The sequence below is a fragment of the Lysinibacillus sp. JK80 genome, assembly GCF_027557635.1.
Taxonomy (GTDB): domain Bacteria; phylum Bacillota; class Bacilli; order Bacillales_A; family Planococcaceae; genus Lysinibacillus; species Lysinibacillus capsici.
This window is the reverse complement of record NZ_CP058997.1, coordinates 2458147-2476086: the sequence shown is the minus strand read 5'-3', so window position 1 is coordinate 2476086 and position 17940 is coordinate 2458147. Positions and strand designations below refer to the sequence as shown.

At 38.2% G+C, this 17940-nt stretch carries 18 protein-coding genes; all 18 read left to right on the top strand.

Going from position 1 to position 17940, the window contains the following annotated elements:
* Positions 1-22 precede the first annotated feature (22 nt).
* The 18 genes from HXV90_RS12685 to glyA all read left to right on the top strand — a co-directional run bounded on the left by HXV90_RS12685 (position 23) and on the right by glyA (position 17929).
* Positions 23-1924 (top strand): AraC family transcriptional regulator, encoded by a 1902-nt coding sequence (locus HXV90_RS12685; RefSeq protein WP_269897356.1) that lies wholly within the window; start codon positions 23-25, stop codon positions 1922-1924.
* 75 nt (positions 1925-1999) lie between these two features.
* Positions 2000-3724, top strand: coding sequence for an ABC transporter ATP-binding protein (locus HXV90_RS12680; RefSeq protein ID WP_103117424.1), 1725 nt, complete (start codon positions 2000-2002; stop codon positions 3722-3724).
* Positions 3725-3761: 37 nt separating this feature from the next.
* Positions 3762-4556, top strand: a complete 795-nt coding sequence (locus HXV90_RS12675) for an ABC transporter ATP-binding protein (protein ID WP_048395606.1) — start codon at positions 3762-3764, stop codon at positions 4554-4556.
* A 32-nt stretch (positions 4557-4588) separates the two neighbouring features.
* Positions 4589-5641: a FecCD family ABC transporter permease gene (locus HXV90_RS12670; protein WP_269897355.1), complete on the top strand. Its 1053-nt coding sequence runs from the start codon at positions 4589-4591 to the stop codon at positions 5639-5641.
* Positions 5638-6672 (top strand): FecCD family ABC transporter permease, encoded by a 1035-nt coding sequence (locus HXV90_RS12665; RefSeq protein WP_009371943.1) that lies wholly within the window; start codon positions 5638-5640, stop codon positions 6670-6672. The genes HXV90_RS12670 and HXV90_RS12665 overlap by 4 nt, the downstream gene beginning before the upstream one ends.
* A 123-nt stretch (positions 6673-6795) precedes the next feature.
* Entirely contained in the window at positions 6796-7845 is a 1050-nt protein-coding gene (locus HXV90_RS12660; protein WP_269897354.1) for an NAD(P)/FAD-dependent oxidoreductase, read from the top strand.
* Between the two features lie 203 nt (positions 7846-8048).
* Positions 8049-8252: a 50S ribosomal protein L31 gene (rpmE, locus tag HXV90_RS12655; RefSeq protein ID WP_004269457.1), complete on the top strand. Its 204-nt coding sequence runs from the start codon at positions 8049-8051 to the stop codon at positions 8250-8252.
* Positions 8253-8368: 116 nt separating this feature from the next.
* Entirely contained in the window at positions 8369-8941 is a 573-nt protein-coding gene (locus HXV90_RS12650; protein ID WP_048395608.1) for a thymidine kinase, read from the top strand.
* A gap of 173 nt (positions 8942-9114) precedes the next feature.
* Positions 9115-10191, top strand: coding sequence for a peptide chain release factor 1 (prfA, locus tag HXV90_RS12645; protein WP_004269459.1), 1077 nt, complete (start codon positions 9115-9117; stop codon positions 10189-10191).
* Positions 10178-11038 carry a peptide chain release factor N(5)-glutamine methyltransferase gene (gene prmC / locus HXV90_RS12640; protein WP_112117318.1) on the top strand — a complete coding sequence of 287 codons (861 nt, stop codon included), beginning with the start codon at positions 10178-10180 and terminating at the stop codon, positions 11036-11038. Before prfA ends, prmC begins: the two co-directional genes overlap by 14 nt.
* Positions 11039-11082: 44 nt before the next feature.
* Positions 11083-11676 carry a stage II sporulation protein R gene (locus HXV90_RS12635; protein WP_066036937.1) on the top strand — a complete coding sequence of 198 codons (594 nt, stop codon included), beginning with the start codon at positions 11083-11085 and terminating at the stop codon, positions 11674-11676.
* A gap of 101 nt (positions 11677-11777) precedes the next feature.
* Positions 11778-12812 carry an L-threonylcarbamoyladenylate synthase gene (locus tag HXV90_RS12630; protein WP_269897353.1) on the top strand — a complete coding sequence of 345 codons (1035 nt, stop codon included), beginning with the start codon at positions 11778-11780 and terminating at the stop codon, positions 12810-12812.
* A gap of 169 nt (positions 12813-12981) precedes the next feature.
* Positions 12982-13479, top strand: coding sequence for a manganese efflux pump (locus tag HXV90_RS12625; protein ID WP_048395616.1), 498 nt, complete (start codon positions 12982-12984; stop codon positions 13477-13479).
* Between the two features lie 22 nt (positions 13480-13501).
* Positions 13502-13942, top strand: a complete 441-nt coding sequence (locus HXV90_RS12620) for a low molecular weight protein arginine phosphatase (protein WP_054548714.1) — start codon at positions 13502-13504, stop codon at positions 13940-13942.
* Positions 13943-13950: 8 nt separating this feature from the next.
* Positions 13951-15234, top strand: a complete 1284-nt coding sequence (locus tag HXV90_RS12615; protein WP_004269465.1) for a methyl-accepting chemotaxis protein — start codon at positions 13951-13953, stop codon at positions 15232-15234.
* 328 nt (positions 15235-15562) lie between these two features.
* Positions 15563-16000 (top strand): ribose 5-phosphate isomerase B, encoded by a 438-nt coding sequence (gene rpiB / locus HXV90_RS12610; RefSeq protein WP_004269466.1) that lies wholly within the window; start codon positions 15563-15565, stop codon positions 15998-16000.
* 86 nt (positions 16001-16086) lie between these two features.
* A complete protein-coding gene (locus tag HXV90_RS12605; RefSeq protein ID WP_016992753.1) occupies positions 16087-16629 on the top strand; it encodes a TIGR01440 family protein in 543 nt (180 codons plus the stop codon).
* A gap of 58 nt (positions 16630-16687) precedes the next feature.
* Positions 16688-17929 carry a serine hydroxymethyltransferase gene (gene glyA / locus HXV90_RS12600; RefSeq protein WP_048395620.1) on the top strand — a complete coding sequence of 414 codons (1242 nt, stop codon included), beginning with the start codon at positions 16688-16690 and terminating at the stop codon, positions 17927-17929.
* Positions 17930-17940 lie beyond the last annotated feature (11 nt).

Here is a 17940-nt window from a genome sequence, read left to right as displayed (position 1 = left end):
ATGTGTTCTGAAGGAGACGAAGATGAATTATGATGCCTATATGCTTCTTTGGCAAAATGCATTTATCCAGTTGAAGCAAATCGATTACATAAATAAATCAGACATTCATGTGTCAAAGGTTTTAACATATAGCTCGTTTCTTATTGTCACAGCAGGCGGTGCACAGATTGTCATTGATGATCAATCTTATCATGTGCAGCGCTTCAGTATTTTTCATCTAGGTAAATCTCAATCTCTTCACATTAGGGCACAGCAGAGTATTAGCTATTTTCTCATTAGCTATAAAGGAGATGTCATGTACAAAGATGCCTTTATGCAGCATTTGCACATGCACTATCAACCATTCCAAACACATTTCTCTTGTGTACCCGCAAATCCGATAGTCATTCACAGCATCCTTCAGGATATGTATAGCAAATGGCAATCTGGCTCTATACAGGAGCATTTATCTGTAAGGGCATCCTTCTATGAGCTTATCTATCATGTCTTTCGAGAATTAGCAGAAGGACAAGGGAAACCACATGAAATTGATAAGGCAGAAGCTGCACGATTATTTATAAAGCAACATATTCATCAACCATTATCTATCCAGACATTAGCAGATATGCTTCAGATTAGTACACGACATTTATTACGCATCTTTAAAGCTCGCTATGAAATAGGTCCACAAATATATTTACAACAATTAAGAATAGAGCAGGCTAAGCAGTATTTATTAACCAATCAATATGGCATAAAAGAAATTGCCATATCTCTTGGATTTGAAGATGAATATTATTTTAGCCGTGCTTTTAAAAAAGCAACAAAACTGGCTCCAAGTAGCTTTAGGCTGAAATATACATCTAATATGTCCGAAATTGCCATTACAAATGAGAATCATTTTCAATACAATAATAATCAGCTCGCGCAAGCAAAACGATTTGAGAATGGAGAAAATGAAATCATGATGAAGAAGATGATTCACCATATAAAGCTACCTTTTTTATTAAGCCTGTTCGTTTTACTGGCAGCGTGTAATGAAGAGACAAGCCAATCTAAGGTTGATGAACCAACTTCGCCCGAGAAGGCAGAGACTAGAACCGTAACAGATGATAGTGGACGCGAAGTAGAAATTCCAATGCAGGCAGAGAGAGTCGTAACTGATTGGTATCTGGGGCAAATTTTAGCGTTAGATGTTGTACCAGTTGGAGGCGTAACGGCTAATCTTGATTATGCTGCTTTCTTAAAGCAACACTATAAGGATGGTGAAATTACGAATATTGGTACAGATGGTAAGGTGTCATTAGAAAAAGTTTTAGAGTTAAAGCCAGACTTGATTATTACTTGGAATATTGAAGATGTAGCGAAATATGAAAAAATTGCCCCGACAATTGTCTTCGCTGAAGATGCCCATCAATCAGCGATTGAGGAGATTAAGGCAATGGGGAATTACTTAGGAAGACAAGAAGAGGCTAAGGCCTTTACAAAAGAATTTGAAGATCGGATCGCAAAAGCTAAAGAAAAAATCATGGATGTGATTCCAAAAGGATCTACATTTACTATTTATGAAATGTTTGAAAAAAATGCAACGATTATAGGGAAATCTAGTGTATCGGGCGGTAGAGCACTCTATCAAATTTTGGGCATGAAACCTCAAGAAAAGGTGCAGGAGATTTTTGATACAAAGGAAGCAAGTAATGGACGTTATGAGATTTCCTATGAAGTAGTAGGTGATTATGTAGGTGACTATAACTTCATGATTAATTTCTTTAACAAAGATGGCCAGTTACCAGCAACATGGACAAACTTAGATGTCGTTAAAAGTAATCAAGTATTAGAGCTTCCATCTGAATATTATTTTGCTTCTGATCCGCTCTCTGGCTTACACCAAGCTGAAGAACTAGCTGACAAAATAGTTGAATTTACAAAGGCTCATCAACAATAACTAGATAACAGGAGAGCTATTGTAGATAGCTCATTTATAGATACGTAAAACGAGATCACGATAGGAGGCTACACCATGTTATTACGGCGATTTTTTTCATATTATAAGCCCTATAAAGGCTTATTTATTTTAGATTTTAGCTGTGCCATATTAGTGGCACTAATAGAGCTTGCGTTTCCGATTGTTTTAAATAAAGTAATTGATGATATTCTGCCAGATGGGGAATTGAAATGGATTATTATGGCGAGTTTATTGCTGTTTGGATTATATATTTTTAACTCCATTCTTCATTTTATCGTTTCATATTGGGGACATATGCTGGGCATTAATATTGAGACGGATATGAGAAAAGAATCCTTCAGCCATGTACAAAAGCTATCCTTTAGATATTTTGATAACAACAAAACAGGGCATCTTGTTTCTCGTTTAACAAATGATTTGATGGATATTGGTGAACTTGCTCACCATGGTCCAGAGGATATCTTTATTGCAGCGATGACGATTATTGGAACATTTGGTGTCATGTACTATATTGATCCAACCTTTACGATTCTTATTTTCTTACTTGTTCCGATTATCTTAATCTTAACCATTATTTTCGGGAAATTAATGTCCAAGGCATTCCGTCAAATGTTTGGAGATATTGCAGATTTTAATGCACGTGTTGAAAACAATGTAAGTGGTATTCGTGTTGTACAAGCTTTTACAAATGAAGATCATGAGATTAAACGCTTTAAAGTAAATAATGAAAGATTCCGTATGACAAAGCTGTTTTCCTATAAAGTAATGGCTTGGAATGAAGCTATTTCAGGCATACTCACGAAGGTATTATCACTCTTTACTTTATTTGTTGGGGCTTATTTTGTATTAAATGGGCATTTAACAAATGGCGATTTTATCGCATTTATTTTACTATCAGGTATTCTCTTAGGCCCAATTAACAAAATCAATATGTTTATAGAAAGCTATCCAAAGGGCATGGCAGGATTTAGGCGCTATATTGAATTCCTCGAAACGGAGCCCGAAATTGCGGACCGTCCAGAAGCGAAAACAATCGATGAAATTGATGGTGAAATTACTTTTTCTAATGTATCGTTTGGCTACGCTGCCAATAATCATGCCTTACATCAAATTAATTTAAAGGTACGTCCTGGTGAAACGGTTGCCTTAGTAGGCCCTTCTGGTGCAGGGAAATCTACCATCTGTAGCCTATTGCCACGTTTTTATGAGGTGAATGAGGGTTCCATTAAGATTGATGGTGTTGATATACGAGATTTTAAACTGCAATCTTTACGTTCGCATATCGGGATTGTCCAGCAAGATGTCTTTTTATTCGATGGTACCATTCGAGAAAACATAGCCTATGGTGATTTAAATGCCAGTGAAGAAGATATTTGGTATGCCGCACAACGAGCACAACTGACGGATGTAATTAATGCTTTACCAGAAGGCATGGATACTCTCATAGGTGAACGTGGTGTCAAATTATCAGGTGGACAAAAACAAAGATTATCAATTGCGCGTATTTTCTTGAAAAATCCAAAAATCTTAATACTAGATGAAGCAACATCTGCATTGGATACAGAAACAGAACAAGCTATCCAGCAAGCCTTAAACGAGCTTTCTATCGGTCGTACTACATTAGTGATTGCCCACCGTTTAGCAACGATTAAGGATGCAGACAGAATTGTTGTGGTATCGAAAAAGGGCATTATTGAAGAAGGCACACATGAGCAATTAATGGAACGCCAAAATGCTTACTATGGCTTGTATACAGCCCAATTTGGTTTACAAATTTAAAAGTAAAAGCATTCTCAAAAGTGAAAGGAAGTTAAAGATGTCAGTACTTGAAATAGATCATGTTGCGATTGGTTACTCTTCAGCGCTCATCGTCAATGATTTAAGTGTGGAGATTCCGAAAGGGGAGATCTCCACGATTATTGGTCCAAATGGTTGTGGCAAGTCTACTTTATTAAAGGCTGTAGCACGTGTATTACGCACACAAAATGGAGCTGTCTATTTAGATGGCAAAGCTATACATCAATTGAAAACAAAAGAAGTGGCCAAAAGAATGGCTATTTTACCTCAAACAGCAACAGCACCAGGAGGATTAACGGTTTTTGAACTGGTATCCTATGGTCGTTTTCCTCATCAAGTAGGGTTTGGTACATTGCAAAAGGAAGACTATGAATATATCCATTGGGCTATTGATGTTACGGGACTAAGAGAATTTAGTGATCGACCAATCGAAGCATTATCAGGTGGTCAGCGTCAAAGAGTATGGATTGCTATGGCATTGGCGCAAGGCACGGATATTTTAGTACTGGATGAACCAACAACTTATTTAGATTTAGCACATCAGCTCGATATTTTATTGTTGCTACAAAAACTAAATAAGGAAGAAGGACGAACAATTATCATGGTTTTACATGATTTAAATCATGCATCTCGGTTCTCTCATTTTATGATGGCCATGAGAGACGGCAATTTAATGGTGAATGGCAGTCCAAAAGAAGTGATGACAAAAGAAAATTTACAAAGGGTATTTAATATTGATGCAGAAATGGCTGTATGTCCCTATAGTGAAAATCCAATCTGCCTATCTTATCAGTTGTACGATATGAAAAAATAAAAGCTAGTTGGAAGTTATGAGGAGGAAATAAAATGACTACGTCGACAGGAGTAGGAGAGCTCCACGATTTAGAAGAGCTACAGAAGCGATCTCATCCGATCCGTGGAGTAGTGGCTTTAATCGTAGGAGTAATTGGATTAATAGTTGCCATTGGCTTATCAATTTCTTTTGGTGCAGCAGATATTTCATTGGTTACTGTTTGGACAGCTGTTACCCATTTTTCACCAGAATTAACAACACATCAAATTATCCATGATATTCGCTTACCACGGGTACTTGGAGCAGCATTAGTCGGTGCAAGCTTTGCGGTAGCGGGTGCGATTATGCAGGGGATGACACGTAACCCTTTAGCAGACTCAGGGTTATTAGGCTTGAACTCAGGAGCTGCCTTTATGTTAGCCGTATGTTTTGCCTTCTTCCCTGGGTTGCCTTATATGTATTTAATTTTATGGTCCTTTGTAGGTGCAGGTCTTGGTGTGGCCATCGTTTATGGTATTGGCTCGCTTTCTAAAGGTGGCTTAACACCTATGCGACTAGTTTTAGCAGGAGCTGCTGTTAGTGCGTTACTTGGGGCGCTCGGAGAAGGAATTGCTCTTTATTTTCGTATCGGACAAGACCTCGCATTTTGGTATGCGGGTGGGGTTTCGGGCACAAAATGGAGCCATCTACAAATCTTATCTCCATGGATACTTGTTGCGATGATAGGAGCTCTTATCCTATCACGCTCCATCACCGTACTGAGCTTAGGTGAAGAAATTGCAGTAGGGCTAGGGCAACGTACTGCTGTGGTAAAAGTATGGGGAATGATCATTGTTTTAGTTTTAGCGGGTGCAGCAGTTTCTGTTGTCGGTGCGGTTGGTTTTGTAGGGTTAATTATCCCTCATTTAACCAGATACATAGTTGGTCATGATTATCGCTGGATCATCGCTTGTTCCTTGGTATATGGAGCATTGCTTGTTGTGTTAGCTGATTTAGTAGCACGTGTTATTAATCCACCATATGAAACACCCATTGGTGCGCTCATAGCCTTTATTGGAGTACCATTCTTCCTTTATTTAGCTCGAAAAGGAGGGAAAGAACTATGAGTAACAGCTATTTAACACCAAGTCAGCTAAAGGCGAAAAGGAAACACTTTTCCATCCTTGCTACGCTCATTGTGTTAATTGTTATTACCTTTGTCATAAGTATGAATACAGGTGTCATTAAACTGACACCAATGGAGGTTCTTCGGACTCTTTTTGGTCAAGGTGATGCACAACAGCAGCTTATCTTATATGAATTCAGACTTCCAAGAATTGTGATTGCTGTATTAGTAGGTATGGGGTTAGCTATATCAGGCGCTATTTTACAGGGCATTTCTAAAAATGCCTTAGCAGACCCAGGAATCTTAGGGATTAATGCAGGAGCAGGACTAGCGGTTATGCTCTATGTGTCATTTTTTCCAACTACGAAAGCAGCACCTGTTTATTTACTGCCTATACTGGCTTTTGTAGGAGCAGGTTTGACAGCTGTACTGATTTATTCACTTTCTTATCGACGCCATGAGGGGATTACACCAATGCGTTTAATCTTAACTGGGGTAGCTGTGGCAGCAGGGATTAGCTCGGCTATGATTGTGCTAACACTACGTCTATCACCAGAGAATTATCAATTTGTAGCAACATGGCTAGCGGGTAGCATTTGGGGCTCAAATTGGAGATTTGTTCTGTCGTTATTACCATGGTTAGTTATCTTATTGCCATTCGTCTATTCAAAATCACGTGTATTAAACATATTGAATTTAGGCGAATTAACAGCAGTAGGACTAGGTGCCTCGATAGAAAAAGAGCGACGCTGGTTGTTGGCTGCTGCTGTTGGTTTGGCTGGAGCTAGTGTTTCAGTAAGTGGTGGAATTGGTTTCGTTGGCCTTGTTGCGCCACACTTAGCTCGACAGCTTGTTGGGGCTAAACACCAGTTTTTATTGCCAACCGCAGCATTATTAGGAGGTTTTTTAGTGTTAATGGCTGATACAATCGGTCGTTCCATTTTAGAACCTTCAGAAATTCCAGCAGGGATTGTGGTAGCAGTTTTAGGAGCACCTTATTTCTTGTATTTACTAGCACGATTAAAAGAGTAAATAGCACTCTTTCCTTTGTGTGTGAATAGTATTGCCATGAGGGGAAAGAATAGACGGTTATTAGATTAATTCTTGTCAAACAATTTACGTTTGAATAGATTAGAAGGGGATGGAGAAGAGGAAATGTCAGAGGAACTATATGATGTAACGATTGTTGGTGGTGGTCCAGCAGGGCTTTATACTGCCTTTTATAGTGGAATGCGAGATTTAAAAACGAAAATTATCGAGTATAGCTCACAACTAGGTGGTCGTATGTTAATATATCCTGAAAAAATGATTTGGGATGTAGGTGGAGTAACACCTATTTTAGGTGGTCAGCTTATTAAACAACTTGTGGAGCAAGCTGAAACCTTTGATCCAACGATTGTCTTAAATCAAAAAGTGGAAAAGTTAGATAAGCAACAGGATGGAACATTTATTTTAACATCCTCTACAGGAGAAAAGCATTATTCCAAAACGGTTATTTTAGCAGTAGGCTATGGCGTCCTTTCTATGCAAAAGCTTGAAATTGAAGGAGCGGATCGCTACGAAGTAACGAATTTACATTATACAGTTCAGGAATTAGAAATCTTCCGAGACAAGCATGTGTTGATTTCGGGTGGTGGTAATTCTGCGGTTGATTGGGCTAATGAGCTAGAGTCAATTGCCGCAAGCGTCACGATTGTTCATCGGCGAGATGATTTTGGTGGACATGAAAAAAATGTCTTACGTATGAAAGAATCCTTAGTTCATGTAAAAACGCCCTATGAAGTGGTTCAATTGCATGGGGACGGTGATTTAATTCAATCTGTATCCATTGTTAATAAAGATACCGATGAATTGGAACGAGTAAAGGTAGATGCTGTCATTGTAAATCATGGTTTAAAATGCGATTACGGTGCGCTTGAAGAATGGGGATTAAATATTCAGGATGGCGTAGCAATTGTTAATGAGAATCGGGAAACGAACGTAGCGGGTATCTATGGAGCTGGTGATTTTATTGATCATCCTAGTAAAGTTAGATTAATAGCTGGTGCATTTACTGATGGAATACTAGCATTAAATAGTGCAAAACTATACTTGGAGCCAGATGCACCGAAAGTAGCCTATGTATCTTCACATAATATTCGCTTTAAAGAACGAAATGAGAAAATTGGGTTAGTAGACAATGATTATCGTGAAGTTCGCGGTTAGGTATTAGGGATGGTTTGCTTTTAATATTTTTTACTTGAAAATGATAAAATGTCTATGCTATACTTCAAAAGTATGCAACGTGTACATATGTAGCTGACGTTCCACTTCGACACAACTTTTGTAGTCGACATATTCGGGCTATGTAAGGTACAGTTCGATAATACTCTGTTCCAGATGGTTCAGGGCGAGAGGAGAAAACGAATATGAAACAAGGAATTCATCCAGACTACAAAGAAGCAACAGTAACTTGCTCTTGTGGGAACACTTTCAAAACTGGTTCAGTAAAAGAAAACATCGTTGTCGAGTTCTGCAACGAATGTCACCCATTCTACACTGGCCGTCAAAAATTCGCGTCTGCTGATGGTCGCGTGGATCGTTTCAACAAAAAATACGGTCTTAAAAACTAATGTTAGTTTAATACCTGCCAAGCATGCGCTTGGCAGGTATTTTTTTCAGTAAATAATACACGTTGATGCAAGTCTTTTCAAAATCCAGATTGACACAAAGAAAGGGAGAAGACAAAATGGCACAGCTATATTTTAAACATGGTGCAATGAATAGTGGGAAGTCAATAGAAATTCTAAAAGTTGCCCATAATTATGAAGAACAACAAAAACCTGTAATGATGTTTACTTCAGGTCTAGATACACGTGATGAGGTGGGCTTCGTTTCCAGTCGAGTAGGTTTACGACAACAAGCCATTCCTGTTTATGAAGATACAAATATTTTTGAAATAGTGAAAACTAATGCTGTCAAACCTTATTGTGTGCTTGTGGATGAAGTTCAATTTCTAAAAAAAGCACATGTTTTACAGCTAGCTAACATTGTGGATAAATTGGACATTCCCGTAATGGGCTTTGGTTTAAAAAATGATTTTCAAAATGAGCTATTTGAAGGTAGCCAGTACATGCTTACATATGCAGATAAAATTGAGGAAATGAAAACAATTTGCTGGTTCTGTCATAAAAAAGCAACAATGAATTTGCGAGTAGATGAAAGTGGAAAGCCAGTTTACACAGGAGATCAAATTCAAATCGGTGGCAATGATTCGTATTATCCTGTTTGCCGAAAATGTCATGCAAATCCACCGCTTTAAAGCTAAGTAGCTTGTTAAAGCGCTAAGAAAAAGTAGCATACATGTGAAAATTTCCTTATACTAAGTAGTGGAAATAAGAAATGAAAAAACCATTACGCCTTAGCGTAATTTTGATGAAAGCGGCTTCTCTGTAAAAAAGGAGCAATTTAAAAAACTAAATAGAGGTGAAATCCATGTTTGATCGATTACAAGCAGTGGAAGATCGTTATGAAAGGCTTACTGAGCTTTTGAGCGATCCGGATATTGTTAATGATAGTAAGAAATTACGCGAATATTCTAAGGAACAATCAGATATCCAAGAGACAGTAGATACTTATCGTGAATATAAAAGTGTTAAAGAACAGCTAGTAGATACACGAGAAATGTTAGATAGCGAAAAAGATCCTGACATGCACGAAATGGTAAAGGAAGAATTTAACCTTTTAAAAGCACAGCAGGAAGAGCTAGAAGAGCGATTACGTATTTTATTAATTCCAAAAGATCCGAATGATAATAAAAACGTTATTATGGAAATCCGTGGGGCAGCTGGTGGTGACGAAGCTAATATTTTTGCAGGTGACTTGTTCCGTATGTATTCTCGCTATGCAGAAACGCAAGGCTGGAAAATTGATATTATGGAAGCTACACCAAACCCAATGGGCGGCTATAAAGAGGTAATCTTTATGATTAATGGACAAGGAGCCTATTCAAAATTCAAATTTGAAAATGGCGCACACCGTGTACAACGTGTCCCTGCTACAGAATCGCAAGGTCGAATTCATACATCAACAGCAACAGTTGCTTGCTTACCCGAGGTTGAGGAAGTAGATGTTGAAATCCATGAAAAAGATATCCGTGTAGATACATTCGCATCTTCTGGTGCGGGTGGTCAATCTGTAAATACAACAATGTCTGCTGTTCGTATGACCCATTTACCGACAGGTGTTGTGGTTTCGATGCAGGATGAACGTTCACAAATTAAAAACCGTGAAAAAGCAATGAAAATTCTTCGTGCTCGTGTTGCAGATATGTATATGCAGGAAGCGCAAAAAGAGATTGATGCTACACGTAAATCAGCTGTTGGTTCTGGTGACCGCTCTGAGCGAATTCGCACATACAATTATCCACAAAACCGCGTAACCGACCACCGTATCGGCTTAACGATTCAAAAGCTAGATCAAATCGTTGAAGGCAGACTAGATGAGATTATCGATGCTCTTATTTTAGAAGAACAAGCATCGAAGTTAGAGCGTTTAAATGATGACTTATAAAAATGTGATGGAGGCCCTTGAGTGGGCTTCTTCTTTTTTAGTGGATAATGGTTGTGAACAAACAGCAGCGCGGATTGTTATGCAACATGTGCTTGGTACTAGTTATGGAGAAGTTATGTTGCATTTGCAAGATGAATTAACAGCAGCGCAGCAAATGAGATTTAATGAGCTCATAGAAGAACATGTCAATGGACGCCCTGTCCAATACTGTGTTGGGTATGAGGAGTTTTATGGCCGTTCATTCTTAGTCGATGAATCTGTCTTAATACCACGACCTGAAACAGAGGAATTGGTGCTTGGAACAATTAATCGACTACCTAAATTATTTACAAAGCAAACATTGAAGCTGGCTGATATCGGTACAGGTAGTGGAGCCATTGCTATTTCAATGAAGCTGGAATGCCCAGCATTAACGGTCATAGCTACCGATTTATCAGAAGCTGCACTAGCAACTGCTCAAAAAAATGCAAAGCAATTAGAGGCAGATATTGATTTTAGATTGGGAGATTTAGCTGCTCCACTTGCAGGAGAAAAATTTGATATTGTTTTATCGAACCCACCGTATATCGCATTTGATGAGGCACAAGCAATGTCAAGCGTTGTGCTAGAGCATGAGCCGCATAGTGCCCTCTTTGCCGAGGAAGATGGTCTTATTTTATATAGAAAATTAGCCGAACAATTACCAGCTTATATGAATAGGCCAGCGTTGATTGGATTAGAAATCGGTTATACACAGGGGGAGAAAGTAGCCAAATTCTTTCAAGATAGTTTTCCACAGGCGACAGTTTCAGTAGAAAAAGATATTAACGGTAAACCTCGAATGATTTTTTGTGAGCTACATGTATAAAGTTTCTTATTCTTGCCAACAATGTTGAGCAAGGAGGGATTTTTATGTTGAACGAATACAAGATTATTAGATTACCTAAACAAAATATCTTTCTAGCTTTTGCTAGACTAGTATTAATTGCGATTGTTTTACAGTTATGTGTTTTATATATTCCAACATTAGTAGGTTTGGCGAAGGAATCTTCCGGTGATGTGCAAGAAAAAGATTTTCGTATACGTGTTATCGCAAACAGTAATACTGCACAAGATCAGCTAGAGAAACAGCAGCTTGTCCAAGATTTAAAGCCATACTTTCTACAACTGGGTACGGCTGGATTTGCTGGGAATGAGCAAATTCTTTCGTTAAAACAACAAATTGAAGCTGAACTGAGCGAAAATTATCCACAATTGGATGCACAAGTTGTTGTTGGGGATAATTTATTCCCACCAAAAAGACAAGGTGCTGTACTTTATCCACAAAATGTCTATCAATCAATTGTTGTAAAGATTGGTGATGCCCGTGGAGATAACTGGTGGTGCAGTATCTTCCCATCGATATGTGAGCCTGATAAAGAAGAGGTAAAAGAAGAAGTAGAAGTAGAAGAAAAAGAACAAGTTACATTCTTTATATGGGAATGGATTAAAGGACTTTTTGAATGAATTGTGCACAAATTCAGACAACTTATACACATTTTTTATTAAGTTATAAACAATATGTGGATAATTCAGTAAAAACGAATAATTGAAGGTAGGTATTAATCATGAAAACTGTTTGTAAGGTTGTGGACAGTAATGTGAATAGTCAGATTAATTATACACAAGCTGTGGATATCTTAAATGCAGGAGAGGTAGTCGCATTTCCAACAGAGACGGTTTATGGCTTAGGTGCGATTGCCACAAATGATCTGGCAGTTAAAAAGATATTTGAAGCAAAAGGTCGACCTTCAGATAATCCTTTAATTGTCCATGTTGGTACAAAAGAGGAAGTAGCGATCTATATCGAACATATTTCTGACATAGCTAAACAATGCATGGATTTATTTTGGCCAGGACCATTAACACTGGTGATGCCAGCGAAGCCAGATGTATTAGCTAAAAGTGTCACAGCTGGGTTATCAACAGTTGGCATTCGAATGCCTGATCATCCAGTAGCGCTCGCCTTACTACAACAGCTCCAAAAACCGCTTGCTGCACCGAGCGCTAATCGTAGTGGAAAGCCAAGTCCTACAGAAGCCGTTCATGTTTTAGATGATTTAGAAGGGTACATACCTTATATTTTAGATGGAGGTTCTACAGGCATAGGGCTTGAGTCTACTGTACTAGATGTGACACATGAACCTCCAGTAATTTTACGTCCAGGTGGCATTACGAAGGAAATGCTTGAGGCTAAGATTGGTCCAGTGATTCAACCAACTAAAATAGAACAGAAGCTAGACGCAACGCCTAAGGCACCGGGAATGAAATATACGCATTATGCACCAAATGCTCCCGTGTATTTAATAGACTGTGATGTTGAGGAAGTCAACGAAGCTGTTCTGCATTTACAGAGACAAGGACATAGTGTAGCACTACTTGCACCTGAGAACTTTGAAGAAATTAAAGTGGATTTTTACTTCTCTATTGGTGAAGCAGGAAGTAAAGAAGAAATGGGTGCGGCCTTATATAATGCACTTAGAGCATGTGATAAAACTACCGCTACCGTAATATTAGCAACAACTACTTCAATAGAAGGAGTAGGTGCAGCTATTATGAATAGACTTGAAAAAGCCTCTGGAGGTAAATGGTATTCATTGTAAATAATAATAGAACAATTATAGGCAAAAGACATTGAAAAACCACATGTTTTTTGTCTTTTTTTGTCTAATTATTATATGTTAAAAATGAAAAACAATAGTAAACAGTTATGATAATAATGTATTTTCGAGCATAAAATGATAAAATATTAGGGAGCGAAGGAGTGCGTTCTTGCAGGGAATTCTTGCAGGTATATTAACGTCTGTTGATGTGATTGGTCTATATGTTTTGCTGCCAAATGTTAGATATCGATTATTTTTATCATTATGGACGGCTGCATTACATATGCTTTTTCCTTTATTAGGGTTTGAATTAGGAAGCTATTTAGTTCGATTTCTATTAGAATGGGGACAATGGATTTCAAGTATTTTATTATTTTGTATCGGGATGCATTTATTATTATTTTCTCACAGAGATGAAAAAGTAACGATTTCACCTGTACTTTTAGCAGTGACTGCAAGCCTAGACACCTTTTCAGTTAGTGTTTCTTTTGGTATGCTTAACTTAGAAAAAACGATTTTTATTATGAGTGCAGGCTTAAGTGCATTAATTTGTGCTTATGGGTCATTAGTTATAGCACGTAGGAGCCAAGTCTTTTTTGGCAATAAAATTCAAATCATTGCTGGCATTATATTTATAATCATGAGTATTCTAGCTATTCAACAATAGATAAAATTGGAGAGTGATAAGTGTGAAAATATTATTTGTTTGTACAGGCAATACTTGTCGCAGTCCGATGGCAGAAGCTATTTTAAAACATAAACAAATAAACAATGTAGAAGTGCGCTCAGCGGGTATTTATGCGATGCCTAATGCACAAATGTCAGCACATGCACAACAAGTGTTAAATGAAGCCCAAATGTCCCATCAACATTTTGCGACGCAATTATCACAAGCTGAAATGGCATGGGCAGACTTAGTTTTAACGATGACGACTGCTCACAAAGATACCGTCATTTCCAATTATCCAGAAGCTGAGCATAAAGTATTTACATTGAAAGAGTATACAAATGAGGGCAGTTTAGAAAATGTAGTGGATCCTTATGGTGGTAATAGAGCAATTTATGAAGCAACATTTGCAGAATTAAAAGAACTGGTTGATCAATTAATACAAAAACTAGAAAAGAATTGAGGGGTCCTATGAAAAAACAATTTGGTTTACGCCTAAAGTTGGTGTTATTTGTTAGTGTTCTTGCACTAATCACCTACAGTGTCAGTTTTATATTCATTGAGTTTTTACAACCTACCTTCTTCCCTGACACAAATCGAAAAGTTTTTGAAGTGATTACGTATGCGTTAGGCATAACTTGGTCAGGGATATTAGCTGCCTTTTTAAGTGTAATCCTCATCAAGCCGTTACAGCAGCTTGAACATTCAGCAACACTTGTGGCAGAAGGAAAAATAGGACAGGATGTACAAATGCCTAATACAAATGATGAGATTCGATCTGTTGCAGAGGCATTCCAACAAATGGTGTTAAACTTGCGTCAAATGGTGGAAAGTATTGATCATAACTTCCAACAAACGAATCAATCGATTATTCAGCTTTCAGATGAAGCAGGAGTGGCAACAAGAAAGGCAGAAGGCATTGCATCTACCGTAAAGCATATTTCTACAGGAGCAGAAGCATCTGCAACTGCTGTACAAGATACTGCTGAAGCGATTGAAGATGTAAGAACGCTTGCAACAGAGGTAAATAGTAGGGCAGAAGCATCAGCATCACAAACTAAAGAGATTCTACATAATTTATCGACAACAACAAAAGCCATTGAAACATTAGTGAATAGTATTCAACAAATTGCGACAGGCAATAATGAGGCATTAAAAAGCATTCATGCGCTAGAAGAGAATGCTGGACAGGTAGAACGAATAATTAGCTTAGTTGGTGACATTGCAGCACAAACCAATCTGTTGGCACTAAACGCCTCTATAGAAGCTGCTCGTGCAGGAGAACATGGGAAAGGCTTTGCAGTAGTAGCTGAAGAAGTCCGTGGTTTGGCTGATGAAAGTGCAAAAGCAGTGCAAGGAATTACAGCTTTAATTCAAACCATGCAGCAAAACGTAGAGGTAGTTGTGAAACAAATGAACGAACAAGTTGCCTTTGCAACAAAGGAAGCCGATCGAGTGTCTGAAACAACGACAGCAGTAGAAAATATGGCTTCTAATGTACATGAAATGGCAACATCAATTGTTGAGATTTCTTCTTTAATTGAACAGCAAATGCATAATATTGAAACGACAGCTCGACAATCACAGGAAGTTGCTGCCATTGCGGAACAAACGTCAGCAGGTGCACAGGAAGTTCGTAGTGCTGCTGAAGAGCAAGCCTATGCAATTGAACAAGTCGAGCATCTGGCTCAAAGTTTGAAAAAGCAATCGGAAGCATTGCATAAAATGATCCAACAATTTGATAGACAAGCATAGTCCTGAAGGTTATACATAAATCCCATGAAAAATCGGATTTATGTATAACCTTTTTTATTAAAGGACAATTTATGTCCACTGTAAGTAAAAAGCTAAAAAAACTTCAGTAGATGGAATATTACAACAAAAGACCATTATCCGAACTTATTAACATGATATTCACATTATCCACAAAAAAATAAGTTTAAAAGTGAATAATTTTGTGTTAACATACAATTAATGTTCGTCTTTCAGGAAAAATCAACGTAAAAACATAAGAAAAATCGTGTTATTCTTCAGAAAGAAGTGGTACACTAAGGTTGACTATAATTCGAAAAGAGGGAACCCAGTGAGAATAGCAATTTCTTCTGATCACGGAGGCAATAACTTACGTCGTGAGATTATGCAGCTATTAGATGAACTTCAAATTAGCTACGAAGATTTTGGTCCACAATCTGCGGATTCAGTAGACTATCCAGACTATGCAAAACCTGTATCTGAGGGTGTTGCTAACGGAGAATTTGATAAAGGCATTTTAATTTGTGGCACAGGAATTGGTATGTCCATTGCCGCTAACAAGGTCAAGGGCATACGTTGTGCATTAGTGCATGATGTATTTAGTGCCAAGGCAACGCGTTGCCATAATGATTCAAATATTTTAGCAATGGGCGAACGTGTAATTGGCCCTGGCCTTGCACGTGAAATCGTACAAGCATGGCTAGAAACCGATTTTGAAGGTGGCCGCCATGTACGCCGTATTGAAAAAATTACTGAACTAGAGCAATAATAGTTTTGTTATGCCATATATGGCATTCCTATAGGATGTCATATATGGCATGATTTTAATGGATATAGATGAAGGAGCTGAGCTTAATGGTTGTAAAACAAATACGAACACATTTGACTCAGTTACTCAGTGAATTTGAAGAGCAAGTAACATTACGACCCCATACAATTTTTGTAGTAGGGTGCTCTACATCTGAAGTGATTGGTCAGAAAATTGGCACAGCGGGAGCATTGGAGATAGCAGAAGCCATTTTTGAGCCGTTACAAGAATTTGCAGCAAAGCATCAATTGCTTTTAGCATTCCAAGGTTGTGAGCATATAAATCGCGCCATTACTATGGAAGCATCAACAGCTGAAAAATTTGGCTATGATCCAGTAGCGGTTGTCCCAGTACGTACGGCAGGCGGCTCAATGTCAGCATATGCCTATACGCAATTTGATAACCCAGTGATTGTTGAAACAATACAGGCACATGCAGGTATTGATATTGGACAAACATTAATCGGTATGCATTTGAAAGCAGTAGCTGTACCTGTTCGAACATCGGTAAAAATGGTAGGAGAAGCTGTTGTGACGATTGCAACAACACGTCCTAAGCTAATTGGCGGAGAACGTGCAGTATATAAATAATTACCACCCTATTTAGTGGTAGAGATGAATAACGATACTTTAGGAGGCTTTTTCAAACATGGCATATGAAAAATTAGCAGTACAAGACAAAGCAGTACTAGATGGAATTCTTGCAGAAAAAACACGTCAGCAAGCAAATATTGAATTGATTGCATCAGAAAACTTTGTATCCGAAGCAGTGATGGAAGCGCAAGGATCAGTACTGACAAATAAATACGCTGAAGGTTATCCTGGTAAACGCTATTATGGTGGCTGTGAGCATGTAGACGTAGTAGAAGACATTGCACGTGATCGTGTAAAAGAACTCTTCGGAGCAGAATATGCAAATGTGCAACCACACTCAGGTGCACAAGCAAACATGGCTGTTTACCATACGATTCTAGAACCAGGTGACACAGTTCTGGGTATGAACCTTTCACATGGTGGTCACTTAACACATGGTTCTCCAGTAAACTTCTCTGGTATTCTATATAATTTTGTAGAGTATGGTGTAACACAAGATACACAAGTGATTGATTATGAAGATGTACGACAAAAGGCTTTAGAGCATAAACCGAAACTGATTGTTGCTGGTGCATCTGCTTATCCACGTGAAATTGACTTCTCTAAATTCCGTGAAATTGCAGACGAAGTCGGAGCCTATTTCATGGTGGATATGGCACACATTGCTGGACTTGTAGCTGCTGGCGAACATCAATCACCAGTGCCATATGCTGATTTTGTTACATCAACTACACATAAAACATTACGTGGACCACGTGGTGGATTAATTCTTGCTTCAAAAGAATGGGAGCAAAAACTAAATAAATCTGTATTTCCAGGCATTCAAGGTGGCCCATTAATGCATGTTATCGCTGCAAAAGCTGTAGCATTTGGAGAAGCTTTACAACCAGAATTTAAAGACTATGCAAAACAAATTAAAGCCAATGCAAAGGCATTAGCAGAAGTATTAATTGCTGAGGGTGTTGAAATTGTTTCTGGTGGTACAGATAACCATTTATTACTGCTAAATGTTAAATCTCTTGGTTTAACAGGTAAAGTAGCAGAGCACGCACTAGATGAAGTAGGGATTACAACAAATAAAAATACAATCCCTTACGATACTGAATCCCCATTTGTCACTTCTGGAATTCGTATTGGTACTCCAGCGGTCACTTCTCGTGGCTTTAAAGAGGAAGATATGAAAGAAGTAGGAGCAATTATAGCGGCTGTTCTTAAAAGCCCTGAAGATGAGGCAGTTAAAGCAGATGCAAAAGATCGTGTGAAGGCATTAACTGATAAGCATCCACTATATGTATAATCAATAGAATA

Coding starts and splice junctions, on each gene's coding strand:
- HXV90_RS12615 (WP_004269465.1), top strand. CDS start 13,951: ATGAAAAAACAATTTGGTTTACGCCTAAAGTTGGTGTTATTTGTTAGT.
- glyA (WP_048395620.1), top strand. CDS start 16,688: ATGGCATATGAAAAATTAGCAGTACAAGACAAAGCAGTACTAGATGGA.
- HXV90_RS12670 (WP_269897355.1), top strand. CDS start 4,589: ATGACTACGTCGACAGGAGTAGGAGAGCTCCACGATTTAGAAGAGCTA.
- HXV90_RS12680 (WP_103117424.1), top strand. CDS start 2,000: ATGTTATTACGGCGATTTTTTTCATATTATAAGCCCTATAAAGGCTTA.
- HXV90_RS12675 (WP_048395606.1), top strand. CDS start 3,762: ATGTCAGTACTTGAAATAGATCATGTTGCGATTGGTTACTCTTCAGCG.
- HXV90_RS12635 (WP_066036937.1), top strand. CDS start 11,083: ATGTTGAACGAATACAAGATTATTAGATTACCTAAACAAAATATCTTT.
- HXV90_RS12650 (WP_048395608.1), top strand. CDS start 8,369: ATGGCACAGCTATATTTTAAACATGGTGCAATGAATAGTGGGAAGTCA.
- HXV90_RS12630 (WP_269897353.1), top strand. CDS start 11,778: ATGAAAACTGTTTGTAAGGTTGTGGACAGTAATGTGAATAGTCAGATT.
- prfA (WP_004269459.1), top strand. CDS start 9,115: ATGTTTGATCGATTACAAGCAGTGGAAGATCGTTATGAAAGGCTTACT.
- HXV90_RS12660 (WP_269897354.1), top strand. CDS start 6,796: ATGTCAGAGGAACTATATGATGTAACGATTGTTGGTGGTGGTCCAGCA.
- HXV90_RS12685 (WP_269897356.1), top strand. CDS start 23: ATGAATTATGATGCCTATATGCTTCTTTGGCAAAATGCATTTATCCAG.
- rpmE (WP_004269457.1), top strand. CDS start 8,049: ATGAAACAAGGAATTCATCCAGACTACAAAGAAGCAACAGTAACTTGC.
- prmC (WP_112117318.1), top strand. CDS start 10,178: ATGATGACTTATAAAAATGTGATGGAGGCCCTTGAGTGGGCTTCTTCT.
- HXV90_RS12665 (WP_009371943.1), top strand. CDS start 5,638: ATGAGTAACAGCTATTTAACACCAAGTCAGCTAAAGGCGAAAAGGAAA.
- HXV90_RS12605 (WP_016992753.1), top strand. CDS start 16,087: ATGGTTGTAAAACAAATACGAACACATTTGACTCAGTTACTCAGTGAA.